The sequence below is a fragment of the Paenibacillus sp. NPDC058367 genome (genome assembly GCF_042723305.1).
Classification (GTDB): Bacteria; Bacillota; Bacilli; order Paenibacillales; family Paenibacillaceae; genus Paenibacillus_AQ.
Window position 1 is genome coordinate 349434 of record NZ_JBHXIZ010000002.1, and the last position, 12723, is coordinate 362156.

The 12723-nt window shown below is 43.4% G+C and carries 15 protein-coding genes; all 15 read left to right on the top strand.

The annotated features are described in order from the left end of the window. Positions 1-27 precede the first annotated feature (27 nt). The 15 genes from ACFWMP_RS12190 (at position 28) to frr (ending at position 12650) form a co-directional block, all read left to right on the top strand. Complete coding sequence (locus ACFWMP_RS12190; protein WP_379423809.1) at positions 28-1359, top strand: protein-glutamate methylesterase/protein-glutamine glutaminase; 1332 nt, start codon at positions 28-30, stop codon at positions 1357-1359. 34 nt (positions 1360-1393) lie between these two features. Then, positions 1394-3466: a chemotaxis protein CheW gene (locus ACFWMP_RS12195; protein WP_379423810.1), complete on the top strand. Its 2073-nt coding sequence runs from the start codon at positions 1394-1396 to the stop codon at positions 3464-3466. A gap of 27 nt (positions 3467-3493) precedes the next feature. Further along, a complete protein-coding gene (locus ACFWMP_RS12200; protein WP_042189433.1) occupies positions 3494-3955 on the top strand; it encodes a chemotaxis protein CheW in 462 nt (153 codons plus the stop codon). 36 nt (positions 3956-3991) lie between these two features. Then, on the top strand, positions 3992-4585 hold the full coding sequence (locus ACFWMP_RS12205) for a chemotaxis protein CheC (protein WP_371915738.1): 594 nt from the start codon (positions 3992-3994) through the stop codon (positions 4583-4585). After that, positions 4578-5075, top strand: a complete 498-nt coding sequence (locus ACFWMP_RS12210; RefSeq protein WP_042189431.1) for a chemotaxis protein CheD — start codon at positions 4578-4580, stop codon at positions 5073-5075. The genes ACFWMP_RS12205 and ACFWMP_RS12210 overlap by 8 nt, the downstream gene beginning before the upstream one ends. A 2-nt stretch (positions 5076-5077) precedes the next feature. Beyond that, a complete protein-coding gene (locus ACFWMP_RS12215) occupies positions 5078-5488 on the top strand; it encodes a hypothetical protein (RefSeq protein ID WP_052404338.1) in 411 nt (136 codons plus the stop codon). A 188-nt stretch (positions 5489-5676) separates the two neighbouring features. Beyond that, positions 5677-6465: a FliA/WhiG family RNA polymerase sigma factor gene (locus tag ACFWMP_RS12220; RefSeq protein ID WP_042189430.1), complete on the top strand. Its 789-nt coding sequence runs from the start codon at positions 5677-5679 to the stop codon at positions 6463-6465. 28 nt (positions 6466-6493) lie between these two features. Next, the gene (locus ACFWMP_RS12225; RefSeq protein WP_042189429.1) at positions 6494-7897 is read left to right on the top strand and encodes a flagellar assembly protein A; all 1404 of its coding nucleotides are present in this window, start codon (positions 6494-6496) and stop codon (positions 7895-7897) included. Between the two features lie 148 nt (positions 7898-8045). Then, the gene (locus ACFWMP_RS12230; RefSeq protein WP_042189428.1) at positions 8046-8357 is read left to right on the top strand and encodes a hypothetical protein; all 312 of its coding nucleotides are present in this window, start codon (positions 8046-8048) and stop codon (positions 8355-8357) included. Between the two features lie 39 nt (positions 8358-8396). Further along, entirely contained in the window at positions 8397-8975 is a 579-nt protein-coding gene (locus ACFWMP_RS12235) for a hypothetical protein (protein WP_339242114.1), read from the top strand. Further along, on the top strand, positions 8972-9616 hold the full coding sequence (locus ACFWMP_RS12240; protein ID WP_339242112.1) for an endolytic transglycosylase MltG: 645 nt from the start codon (positions 8972-8974) through the stop codon (positions 9614-9616). Before ACFWMP_RS12235 ends, ACFWMP_RS12240 begins: the two co-directional genes overlap by 4 nt. A gap of 161 nt (positions 9617-9777) precedes the next feature. Continuing rightward, positions 9778-10479 (top strand): 30S ribosomal protein S2, encoded by a 702-nt coding sequence (gene rpsB, locus ACFWMP_RS12245; RefSeq protein WP_036688493.1) that lies wholly within the window; start codon positions 9778-9780, stop codon positions 10477-10479. Between the two features lie 132 nt (positions 10480-10611). After that, positions 10612-11262 (top strand): translation elongation factor Ts, encoded by a 651-nt coding sequence (gene tsf / locus ACFWMP_RS12250; RefSeq protein WP_042189425.1) that lies wholly within the window; start codon positions 10612-10614, stop codon positions 11260-11262. A 105-nt stretch (positions 11263-11367) separates the two neighbouring features. Further along, on the top strand, positions 11368-12096 hold the full coding sequence (pyrH, locus tag ACFWMP_RS12255) for a UMP kinase (RefSeq protein ID WP_036688491.1): 729 nt from the start codon (positions 11368-11370) through the stop codon (positions 12094-12096). Then, complete coding sequence (gene frr, locus ACFWMP_RS12260) at positions 12096-12650, top strand: ribosome recycling factor (RefSeq protein ID WP_379423811.1); 555 nt, start codon at positions 12096-12098, stop codon at positions 12648-12650. The genes pyrH and frr overlap by 1 nt, the downstream gene beginning before the upstream one ends. Positions 12651-12723: the final 73 nt, after the last annotated feature.

Genomic DNA, 12723 nt, shown 5'->3' on the forward strand with positions numbered 1-12723 from the left:
TGAATCTGGAACAGAGGTGGAAATGATATGAAGCCATATAAAGTTTTGGTTGTTGATGATTCTGCATTTATGCGCAAGATCATTTCCGATTTAATTGAAAATGACGCTGACTTTCAGGTGACGGCAACAGCCACAAATGGTCGCGAGGCTATCGAGAAAATAAATAAACTTCGGCCGGATCTAGTTACTATGGATGTGGAAATGCCGGAGATGAACGGCCTGGAAGCGCTGAAAATAATAATGGCGTCAGATCCGCTGCCAGTGATTATGCTGTCAGGCATCAATGAAGAGGGCATGAAGGAAACCATTCTCGCACTGGAATGGGGCGCTTTTGATTTCATTCGTAAACCTTCAATATCAAATTCCCAGGATATAACGGGCGTAGGGGAATCCCTAAGAGAGCAAATGAAAGAAGCTATGTTGGCTCGAGAGCAACGTGAAGCACGAGCATCTGCTTTTAGGATACCTGAAATCACGCCTTTAGAGCCATTACTGCCGACTGCACCGAGATTGTTACCGGACAAATCCAAGGCAGCACTTAAATCTTCTCTCAAAGATGAAGGAATGAGAAAACCTCGGGGGAAACAGCCAGTAGATAGTATTATCCCTAAAAAAGCAACGAAACCAATCATCTCTGCTAAAACACCGTTAATTGAAAAGTCTAAACCAAAGACTAAAGTAGAGAATAAACCCATTCCGCCCAAACCGGTGATAGAGTCTTTAGTGGAGGTATCTTCTGAGCCTCCGGGACTTTCTCCGGATCGAATGGTTGGTAGCAAGAATTTGCACAAATTAGTTGCTGTCGGTTGTTCTACAGGCGGACCTCGTGCACTGAAGGTACTCCTGGAGAAAATTCCAGCGGATTTTCCAGCTCCTATTGTCATTGTGCAGCATATGCCGCCTAACTTTACGAAATCACTAGCCCAGCGTCTGAATACATTCAGTCCGCTAGAAGTGTTAGAAGCAGAGCAGGGGATGATATTACGAAAAGGAGCAGCCTACATTGCGCCTGGAGGCTATCATTTACAGGTTACCCCAACATCTAAAGGGCAATATGCAGTTGTACTCACGAAGGAGGAGGCGCGAAATGGCCACCGACCTTCAGTGGATGTTTTATTCGAATCATTGCTTCCACTCACATCTCTAGAGCGGCACGTGTTGCTGATGACAGGGATGGGTAGTGATGGTGCTAGGATGATGAAATCTCTCTATGACTCAGGGGTTACCTCAACATTTGCTGAAAGTGAAGAGACCTGTGTCGTTTACGGGATGCCGCGATCTGCGGTGGAATTGCAGTGCGTCAAATATGTACTGCCTTTGCAAGAAATTGCTCCAAGGCTAGTGCAAGCCGTTAAATAACGGAAAAGCGAACTCGAAGGGGAGGTGCTCTACTATGGACATGAACCAATATTTATCCATGTTTATTGATGAGTCGAATGATCATCTGCAGTCATTGAACGAGAGCATGATGGGGCTGGAAGCGAATCCTGAGGATCTTAGTATCGTACAGGTCATATTCCGCTCTGCGCACACTTTAAAAGGTATGGCAGCGACAATGGGCTTTGAAGATTTGGCTTCACTTACACACCAAATGGAGAATGTGTTAGATCTTGTACGTAATAACAAGCTGCGCATGCAGGATTTCATTTTTGATACGTTATTCAAAAGTTTGGATGCCTTAGAGTCTATGGTTGAGGATATTACTAGAGGTGGCGAAGGTAAAGCAGATGTATCAGCCATTGTCTCATCCCTGCAGGCTATCGTCCGGGGTGAGATTCCAGTTGAAGGCGGAGCAGCCACTGCTGCTAATACGTCTGATGCACAAGCAGCTGAAACTCCGATTCATTTAGATGAGTTCCAATTTTCTGTTCTAGAACAATCGATTCAGGAAGGGCATCATGCATTGTATGTAGATGTAACGATCCGCAAGGATTGCCAACTTAAGGCTGTACGTGCATACATGGTGTTTGATCTACTCGAACGTTCGGGTGAAGTAGTTAAATCCTTCCCATCTGTTCAAGATATAGAACAAGAGAAATTTGACCAAAGCTTCTCACTCTATTACATAACCCAAAAAAACGCTGATCAGATTCAGGCAATGATTATGAATTTGTCTGAAATTGATAAAGTAACAGCAGTAGCACTAGATCAAGAATCCTTGAAAATGCTTGGTCAAGAATCGGCAGCTGCCGTGTCAGAGGTTGCCGCAACAGCCACTATAGAGGAAACAGCTCCTGCTGCTCCAGTAGCATCTAAACCGTTGCCTACCAAAGATGAAGGTAATAAGCCGGGAGCAACCAAAACTGGAGGAGCGCCTTCACGTACGATCCGCGTAGATATCGAACGCTTAGACGTGCTCATGAATCTATTTAGTGAACTTCTGATCGACAGAGTTCGTTTAGAGCAGCTGGCTTCAGAGGTTCAGAATGGTGATCTTACGGAAACCGTCGAGCATATGGGCAGAGTAAGCGGAGATCTCCAGAATATTGTGATGAAGCTTCGGATGGTTCCAGTAGATACCGTATTTAACCGTTTCCCGCGTATGGTTCGTGATCTAGCTAAGTCGCTGGATAAGAAAGTAGATCTAATTGTAACGGGTGCCGAAACCGAGCTTGACCGGACGGTAATTGATGAAATTGGTGATCCACTTGTGCATTTATTGCGTAATGCGGTTGATCACGGTATTGAATCTATTGCTGATCGTATTGCTGCTGGTAAACCAGAGACTGGGACAGTTCATCTACGTGCTTTCCACAGCGGAAATCATGTCTTCATTGAAATTGAGGAAGATGGAACAGGTATTTACCCAGAGAAGGTTTTGAAGTCTGCTGTGAAAAAAGGCGTGATCACGCAAGAGCAGGCGGCAAATATGACGGATGATGAAGCTTATCAACTACTATTTGCACCAGGGTTCAGCACGGCAGAAGTTATTTCTGATGTCTCAGGTCGTGGCGTAGGACTGGATGTTGTTAAAGCTAAGATTTCTTCACTGGGTGGTAATGTAACAATCTATTCTTCACCAGGTAAAGGAACGAATTTCTCAGTACAGCTGCCACTTACGCTATCCATTATTGCGGCCATGCTTATTCGATTGGGCTCTGAGAAGTACGCCATTCCATTATCCTCTATTGTGGAAACTGGAATCGTGAAGAAAACTCAAATCCGTACGATTCATGGCAACAAAATGTTAGAGTTCCGGAATTCTCATATTCCACTAGTCTCTCTTAGTCGTCTATTTTCGGTGCCTGATTATGATGAGAGTACTGAAGAAGAGACAGAGATCGTAGTTGTACGTAAGGGAGAACGTCTTGTGGCCTTGGCTGTACAGGATTTTATTGGTCAGAACGAGATTGTTATCAAGAATCTGGGTAAATATTTACCTGAAATTCAAGGGATATCTGGCGCAACGATACTTGGAGATGGCCAAGTCGCACTTATTATTGATCCGAACGCTTTTATTAAATAACTAGGATAGAACAGGGAGGTTCGTTCCATGGCTGAAGATATTAAAGTGATAGTGTTCAAATTAGGCTCAGAGGAATACGGTATCGAAGTTGAGAAGGTACAAACCATTGAGCGCATGATGCCAATAACTCGTGTACCTAAAACGTATTCTTTTATCAAGGGTGTAATTAATTTACGTGGTGTTGTTATCCCTGTGATTGACCTTCGAGGTCGCTTTGGGATCGAAGAGGCGGAGCAAACAGATCAGTCTCGTGTAATTATCGTATCTGTTAATGAAATGGAAGTAGGTTTCATTGTAGATTCAGCAAATGATGTAATAGATTTGAACAGGGATTCTATCGATACACCTCCAGATGTTGTTGGCGGCATCAAAGCGAAGTATTTAGATGGGGTGGCCAAGATAGGTGAAGAGCGCTTGCTGATCATGCTTAATCTGTCAGAAGTGCTTAACAAAAACGAAATCGTTCAATTAGAAAGCCTAGAGGGCTAACCTGTGGAATTATTTAAGCACTATAAGGATTTTAAAATGGATGTGCTTAAGGAAGTCGGGAATATTGGAGCTGGGAATGCAGCCACCGCATTATCACAGCTCTTGAATAAGCCGATTGATATGGCTGTTCCCAAGGTACAGCTTCTCAACTTTGAAGAGATAACGGACAAAGTTGGTGGAGCTGAAGAACTAGTATATGCAGTTTTCTTACGTGTGGAGGGAGAAGCTCCGGGCAACCTATTTTTCATTCTTTCCCCGGAAGCCGCTTTGAACTTACTCAGTCGCATTGCAGGCATCGAGATTTTGAGTGACCAAGAACTTGGAGAAATGGAACTTTCCGCGCTGAGTGAAATTGGAAATATATTAGCAGGATCGTACTTATCTTCTCTTGCAGACTTTACCTCACTTTCTATGTATCCAACAGTTCCTGCACTTGCTATGGATATGGCTGGAGCCATCCTAAGCTACGGTTTGCTGCAATTTGGGCAAATGGGTGACGATGCATTGTTGATCGATACTACCTTTTTTGAGGGGAAAAACGAAATTGAAGGGCAATTTTTCCTTATTCCCGATCCGGAATCATTCCCGAAAATCTTCAAATCGCTAGGAGTTCCGTTTGAAAATGATTGAAGAACAAAGCATCATTAAAGTAGGGATGGCAGATCTTAACATTGGAAGCCAGGATAGTTTGATTCGTACAACGGGTCTTGGCTCCTGCGTGGGATTGACATTGTTTGACCCTGGAAAAAAACTCGCGGGAATGGCGCATGTGATGCTCCCTACTTCTGAGATTGCTAGGGAAGGGCAATTAAACATCGCTAAGTTTGCAGATACTGCAGTGCCGGAGCTCTTATCCCGTTTGCTGGAGCTTGGTGCGGTTCGGAGTCGGATCGTAGCCAAGATGGCAGGAGGATCACAAATGTTTGCCTTTGCCGGGGGGAGCGACACCATGAGGATCGGGCCTCGTAATGTTGAATCTTGTAAACTTGCTCTTGAGAATTTGAAAATTCCGTTAATTGCGGAAGACACGGGCGGTAATTATGGCCGTACGATAGAAATTGCCTGCAACACTGGTGTATTGTTCATCCGCAGTGTGCAAAAAGGCGCTAAGGAAATATAAATATGAAAATGATAGGAAACATTTTTATAAACTTGCTGTTTGGTTTGATAGGTTTTGTATTCACATTTTTTGTAACCTACAGTAATAATGTTCTCGGTACTAGTTTATTACGAAGCCTATTAGGATTTATCATCTGGTTTCTGCTTGCTTTCCTCCTAAGATGGGTATTGGGTTTTATCGTGTATCAATCATCGCCTCCGGATGAACAGGATGTTGAGGGAGAAGAACTTGGTGCAAAGCTAGACATCAGTACCCCTAATGAGGATGAAGAGTTAATTAATCTACTCAAACCGAAGCCAGGACAAGGGAGTGGGAACAGTGAGGGGTTCAAGCCTCTTACACCCCCAAAACTAGTCTCTATGAAAGATCCTGAAGAATTGGCCAAGGCCGTTCGTCACCTGAAAGAAGAATAAGCGAGCGCTGTGGCGGAATCGGTTATCTTAAATATAAGAAAGTATAAGTTTCACTTTATACATTATCCTTATATTTCTCGCATAAACGCTACCGTCCTCATAAGGATGCCGAAGGCGTTTATGCTTGTGACTAGGCAGGTTTCGCCGCGACAAGCTCTCTGACTAAACTTTGGGAAGGGTGAAAGCTATTGAACGAGCGTAAAGCTTCTCAATTGGAAACTGACGAGCTATGGGAACAGTGGAAAGAACACAGTGACCCTGAAGCCAAAAAGAAGCTGATAGAGAGTTATCTCCATATTGTTGATTATGTATCCAGCCGTTTGGCTGTGGGATTGCCCAAAAATGTATCTAAAGATGATCTAGCCAGCAATGGAGTAATGGGATTAATTGATGCGATTGAAAAATTCGACTACAAACGGGGATTGCAGTTTCAGACCTATGCTTCCTGGCGCGTACGTGGTGCGATTTTAGATTCCTTACGTCAAAGTGATTGGGTCCCTAGGTCTGTGCGAGAAAAAGCTAAAAAAATCGAGGACGCTTATCAGCAGTTGGAACAGAAGTATTTGAGATCCGTTAGTGATGAGGAAATGAGTCTATACCTGAATATTAGTGTAACTGAATTTCAAAATATGTTGCAGGATGTGGCTGTAATGTCACTATGTTCACTGGAAGACCCGATTCGTGAAGAGGAATCAGAGACCCGAATGTCCATACTGGTGGACGATAAAGCTAAGAATCCGGATAGCAAGGTAAATGAGTTCTACTTACGCGAAGCCCTCACCAAAGGTATTGAGAAATTAACGGTGAAAGAACGGACCGTTGTGTCCCTTTTATATTATGAAGATTTATCATTGAGCGAAATCGCAGAGGTCATGTCACTATCTCCTTCACGGATTTCGCAGCTTCATTCCAAGGCTATTTTGCGGCTGAGGGGAACGCTTGAGAAGAATCGCGATCTACTTATGCAGAACGATTAACCGTTAGTGGTGACAAGGGGGAGCAAAATTGATCGGTCAAAATGCTTTGGATCAGTACTTAAGTATTACTTTTTCGGATGACAAAGGGATCGCGTATTTGCAGTTCTCCAAAAAGGATGAGAATTTTTCCTGCACTCCTACAGAATTGGAAAGCTTCCTGCACAGTCACAATATTCGCTACGGGGTCCAGCGTGATATTGTTGGACGTATTTGTAGTCATCCGGAGGAGTTTTTTTGGAGTAAAGTCGCTATTGCTACAGGTGAACCTGCAGTAAATGGAGTCGACGGAAGTATTATGCTTACTGTTGATCTGGAAGAGGATCGCAAGCCGCTTGAAAAAGCGGATGGTAAGGTGGATTATAAGGATTTAGTTCGGCTTCGTAACGTCCTCAAAGGAAAGCTGATAGCTAGAATTATCCCTGCTCAGCCTGGTAAGCATGGTAAGACTGTAACTGGTGATGAGCTTGCTTTCAGAGCTGGAAGGGAAGCTCATTTTAAAGTGGGTAAGAACGTACTCGTTGATAACAATGGAACCTCGATGTATGCCGCAATTGACGGTCTTGTTACTTTAACTGATAGCGGTAAAATCAATGTATTTCCTGTGTATGAAGTGAATGGTGATGTGGACTACAGTACTGGGAACATTGATTTTGTAGGTACCGTTGTTATTCGAGGAAACGTACTTTCAGGATTTTCTGTAAAATCCGCCGGTGATATTCGTGTGGTTGGTGGAGTTGAAGGAGCGGAATTAATCTCTGGAGGATCGATCGAAATTACGGGTGGAATTATCGGCTATAACAAAGGACATGTAACTGCTGGGAAAAATGTTAAGGTCTCTTTCATTCAAGATGGTAATGTAACAGCTGGTGAAGATGTCATTGTATCCCAGAGCATTATGCATTCCAATATACGCGCGGGCAGAGACGTTCTTTGTAATGGGGCTAAGGGATTGATAGTTGGCGGAACTGTACAGTCTGGGGAAAGAGTCGTAGCACGTACCATAGGCAATACCATGTCCACAGCGACTTCTATTGAGGTAGGAGTAGTACCTGAGCTCAGAAATGAGATTAACGAGCTGCGTCAATCACTGCGTCAATTACTTGAAAATGAGGACAAAACGTCTAAAGCGTTGTATCTATTAAATCAATTGGCAACTAATGGTCAACTCCCTGCAGATAAAGTGGCACTTCGCGTTAAATTGAATGCTACCAAACAGTCTCATCAACGTGAGGAAAAAAGAATTAAAGAACGTGTACTAGAGATTGAAAGAATGCTAGAAGATACAGGCAGAGCTAGAGTTGAAGTGATCAAAACGATCTATGGCGGATCCAAAATTATGATCGGTAGATATACACGATTTGTAAAGGACCCCACAGAACGAGTTGTGTTTGTTTATAGTGAAGGTGATATATCCTTAACGCCATACAATTAATCGGGCGGGCAGCAATAGCGGCCGGCCATTCTTGAAATATAAGAAAGTATAAGTTTCATGTTATACATTATCCTTATATTTTTACGAGAAACAGTTATCGTCTTCAAAAGACGACAACATCGTTTCTTCTTATGAGAAGAGGGTTATGATGAGCCTAAAACCAGTGGAACTGCAAATTGCACTACCTCGGACTACGGAAGCGGGTAAGGTTCAGAATGAATCTCAGCAGCGCCCCGCTATTGATCAGCATCAACTGGCCGGACAAAATGTGAAACAAAGTCAGGAAATGACCATGCGAAGCGCTGAAGTGGATGAATCTTCTGAATCTGCTTTACGCGATGGCGGAGATAAAGGCAATCATCATTCCGGAGGGAATCCTTCCTCGGAGAAACGTTCGAAGTCAGGCACTCGTGATGCGGAACATCCTTACAAAGGACAGCGCATTGATCTGAGTCTTTAATAAGTAATTATATTTGATATGTAAAAGGAGATAAGGCACTTGCAACCATGGGTGTATATTGTGCTAGTAGGTGTCGCCGCTATTCTTTATGCCCTTTTACTTCCAGCACGTATGAAGGAAGGAAAAGCAGAGCAGCAAAGCCTCAAAGAAACGGAGGCTGCGCTTGAGCTATATATGGCTGACATAGAGCGCGAGAATGAAGAGCTAGCACAGTTGGTCAGCAGTATTAAACAGCAATCACAAACTAATCATGTAGCAATGCAAGGGCAGATTAGTGATTTACAGCATCAATTGACAGAATTACAGCAAAGCTCTTTATTATTAGAGGGCCGAGTAACTAACGAAGAAAAGCGGTTAAGAGAGTTGGAAGTTTTGGTTGAGAAGGGTTCGTATGCTAAGGTTGCGTTGATCGGAGACCCGTCTGCCGGAGCAGAATTGAGTTCAATACAACCAGAAGTGAAAGCGAAACCTATTAGTTCTATTAAATTGCGATATCCACGATTATTTGAACTACATGAGCAGGGGAAATCGATAGACTCCATTGCCAAGACGGCTGGACTTCAGCGGGGAGAAGTGCAACTGATTCTGCAACTCGCCAAACAGGAGGAATCGGTATGATGAAGAACCGTTCTTTTTTGTTCGGTCTTGGCACAGGGCTAATTGCAGGCGCACTATTACTTCAGTTAATGATATCCGGTGGAGCGGCTCCACTCACCAAGGAACAGGTAATACAAGGTGCTGAGAAATTGAACTTGAAGGTTATCGACGAATCTACTGAACCTCCTTCTGATGAGTCTGCTTTGGATGACGCTGTTCAAGGTGAGAAGACAGACGGCGTTAAAGAGGGAAGTACGGAGAACGTGGAACCTTCTAAGCCTACAGTAGCGGCTTCTCCCGCTCCTGTAGTATCTCCTACAGTATCTGAAAACCCTAATAAGGTTGTCCCTCCTAAAGAGCCCTCAACGCCTAAAGAAGGCACTATTGAGAAGCCAGAGGTCACTACTGCACCATCTGCTGTTGCACCTGATAAGCCTAATGCCACTGCGAATGCAGGGGTTGTTGTTCGTATACCTTCAGGTAGCACACTGACAAAAACAGCAGATATTTTGGAGAAGGCTGATGTCATTAAGGACAAGGCTAGTTTTCTTAAAGCGGCCAATCAACGCCAGATCAATACGAAGATTCAATCGGGTTCTTATACCTTTAATAAAGACGAGAGTCTAGATTCTATACTAGAAAAATTAATAAGTTTTCAATGATCGTTGCATACACTAATAAAATATGGTATAGTAATTGACGGTGTTAAAACACACGCCGGTTGATTTCGACAAGGGGTGCTTTCTTCTGAAGAAAGTCTTGCTGAAAGATGACGCACGGCGGAGGAGACACACAATAAACCAAACTTAGGAGGTGTGTGAAGATGGCAGTAATCTCCATGAAACAGCTTCTAGAAGCTGGGGTACACTTCGGTCACCAGACTCGTCGTTGGAACCCAAAGATGGATCGTTATATCTTCACTGAAAGAAACGGAATTTACATTATTGACTTGCAAAAAACAGTCAAGAAGGTAGAAGAAGCTTACAACTTTGTAAAAAGCGTCGCTGGTGACAACGGCACAATCCTATTCGTAGGAACAAAGAAACAAGCACAAGATTCCGTAAAAGAAGAAGCAGAACGTTCCGGTATGTTCTTCATTAACCAACGTTGGTTGGGCGGAACTCTTACTAACTTCCAAACTATCCAAAAACGTATTGATCGTTTGAAGAAATTGGAATCTTGGGAAGAAGACGGCACTTTCGAAGTTCTACCTAAGAAAGAAGTTATCCTTCTTCGCAAAGAGAAAGATCGTCTTGAAAAATTCTTGGGCGGTATCAAGAACATGAAAGGTCTACCAAGCGCGTTGTTCATCATTGACCCGCGTAAAGAGCGTATTGCAGTTGCAGAAGCTCGCAAATTGGGTATTCCAATCGTAGCTATCGTTGATACTAACTGTGATCCAGACGAAATCGACTACGTAATTCCAGGTAACGACGACGCTATCCGCGCCGTGAAATTGTTGACTGGTAAAATGGCAGACGCTGTTGTTGAAGCTCACCAAGGCGAAGACACAACTACTGCTTAAGTAGCGACTAACACATACAAGAACTTAAATGAAAAGGGTGGTTGGCAGGTGGATAACCTCTCACTGCCCTTTTTTTAGGATAAAAGCCTTGAATAATGTAAGAAAACGACAATTACCTGGAGGGAATAAACAATGGCAGTTGATGCAAAAGCAGTAAAAGAACTTCGTGAAAGAACAGGCGCTGGTATGCTTGATTGTAAAAAAGCGCTTGAAGAAGCTAATAACGATATCACTAAAGCGGCTGAATTGCTTCGTGAAAAAGGTTTGTCCGCAGCAGCAAACAAAGCAGGACGTATTGCTACTGAAGGCGTTGTAGAATCTTACATCCACGCTGGCGGCCGTATTGGTGTACTTGTAGAAATCAACTGCGAAACTGACTTTGTAGGTAAAACAGATTCCTTCAAGGATTTTGCTCGCGATATCGCTATGCAAATCGCTGCAGCAAACCCACGTTATGTTCGTCGTGAAGAAGTTCCGCAAGAAGATGTAGAAAAAGAAAAAGAAATCCTGAAAGCTCAAGCTTTGAACGAAGGTAAGCCTGAGAAAATCATTGAAAAAATGGTTGAAGGACGTATTGGTAAATATTACGAAGAATATTGCTTGCTTGAGCAAACCTTCGTTAAAGACCCAGACAAAACGATCTCCCAATTGCTGAACGAAAAAATCAGCACAATCGGAGAAAACATCTCGATCCGTCGTTTTGCTCGTTTTGAACTAGGCGAAGGTTTGGAAAAGAAAGTGGATAACTTTGTTGAAGAAGTTATGGCACAAGTAAATAATTAATATCAGCTTCATCATAAATGTGAAGAATTGAATAAAGGCAAGCATCAGAAGAGCGGAACACGTACACGTAGTGTTCCGTCTTTTGCAGAAAGTGAGGGTATACATTTGGAACAGCCGGTATTTAAGAGAGTAGTCCTTAAGGTAAGTGGAGAGTCTTTGGCAGGACAAAACGGATATGGTATTGATGCCGACATGATTATTTCCATCGCTGAACAGATCAAGGAAGTTGTAGAGCTTGGCGTTCAGGTTGCGATTGTTTGTGGTGGAGGTAACATTTGGCGCGGGATCGCTGGTAGTGCAAGTGGCATAGATCGCGCTACTGCAGATTATATGGGCATGCTGGCAACAGTAATGAATTCACTTGCTCTGCAGGATGCATTAGAACAAATCGATGTGCCAACAAGAGTGCAGACTTCGATCTCGATGCAGCAAATTGCTGAACCATACATTCGTCGTCGTGCGATTCGCCACTTGGAGAAGGGCCGTGTTGTTATTTTTGCAGCAGGCACAGGTAACCCTTTCTTCTCTACAGATACTACTGCAGCACTTAGAGCAGCAGAAATCGAAGCAGAAGTTATTCTGATGGCGAAGAACAAGGTTGATGGTGTATATTCAGCAGATCCGTTTAAGGACAGCACAGCCGAGAAATTTGAACAGCTCACTTACATGGATGTTCTGAACAAAAACCTTGGTGTTATGGATTCCACAGCTTCATCTCTATGCATGGATAATAATATACCGCTCATTGTATTTGCCATTACTGAACAAGGCAATATCAAACGTGTCGTTCTCGGTGAGAAGATCGGGACGATTGTTAAAGGGAGTGTAGATTAATGCCACAATCGGTCAAAAAAAATGCCGAAGAGCGTATGGAAAAAGCGATTTCATCGCTGAAACGTGACTTGGCAACATTGCGTGCAGGACGTGCAACAACATCACTGCTAGATCGCATTCAAGTTGAATATTATGGTTCCCCAACTCCAATCAATCAGCTGGCGAACATCAGTACTCCGGATTCCCGGACACTGTTAATCCAGCCGTGGGACAAAACATCGATGTCTGACATTGAACGGGCGATTATGAAATCGGATATCGGTTTGACGCCTGCTAATGACGGCACAATCATTCGTCTTTCTATCCCTCCGCTGACTGAAGAACGTCGGACGGATTTGGTGAAATTGACGAAGAAATTTGGTGAAGAAGCGAAAGTAGCGATCCGCAACATTCGCCGTGATGCCAACGATGATATTAAGAAGATGGAGAAAAACGGTATCTCGGAAGATGAGTCCCGTGGTCATCAGGAAGACATTCAAAAGACAACGGATAAGTTCATAGCCGAGGTCGACAAAGTGCTTGTATACAAAGAAAAAGAGATTATGGAAGTATAAAGATATTCTAGAGACTTAAGGCCCCTCCGTTAATGGTGGGGTTTGTCTCTTTCTGATAAGAGCTTGGAGGAAA

Excerpts from the sequence above, each read along its gene's own strand:
- ACFWMP_RS12190 (WP_379423809.1), top strand. The coding sequence starts at position 28 with ATGAAGCCATATAAAGTTTTGGTTGTTGATGATTCTGCATTTATGCGC.
- ACFWMP_RS12195 (WP_379423810.1), top strand. The coding sequence starts at position 1,394 with ATGGACATGAACCAATATTTATCCATGTTTATTGATGAGTCGAATGAT.
- ACFWMP_RS12200 (WP_042189433.1), top strand. The coding sequence starts at position 3,494 with ATGGCTGAAGATATTAAAGTGATAGTGTTCAAATTAGGCTCAGAGGAA.
- ACFWMP_RS12205 (WP_371915738.1), top strand. The coding sequence starts at position 3,992 with ATGGATGTGCTTAAGGAAGTCGGGAATATTGGAGCTGGGAATGCAGCC.
- ACFWMP_RS12210 (WP_042189431.1), top strand. The coding sequence starts at position 4,578 with ATGATTGAAGAACAAAGCATCATTAAAGTAGGGATGGCAGATCTTAAC.
- ACFWMP_RS12215 (WP_052404338.1), top strand. The coding sequence starts at position 5,078 with ATGAAAATGATAGGAAACATTTTTATAAACTTGCTGTTTGGTTTGATA.
- ACFWMP_RS12230 (WP_042189428.1), top strand. The coding sequence starts at position 8,046 with ATGAGCCTAAAACCAGTGGAACTGCAAATTGCACTACCTCGGACTACG.
- ACFWMP_RS12240 (WP_339242112.1), top strand. The coding sequence starts at position 8,972 with ATGATGAAGAACCGTTCTTTTTTGTTCGGTCTTGGCACAGGGCTAATT.
- rpsB (WP_036688493.1), top strand. The coding sequence starts at position 9,778 with ATGGCAGTAATCTCCATGAAACAGCTTCTAGAAGCTGGGGTACACTTC.
- tsf (WP_042189425.1), top strand. The coding sequence starts at position 10,612 with ATGGCAGTTGATGCAAAAGCAGTAAAAGAACTTCGTGAAAGAACAGGC.
- frr (WP_379423811.1), top strand. The coding sequence starts at position 12,096 with ATGCCACAATCGGTCAAAAAAAATGCCGAAGAGCGTATGGAAAAAGCG.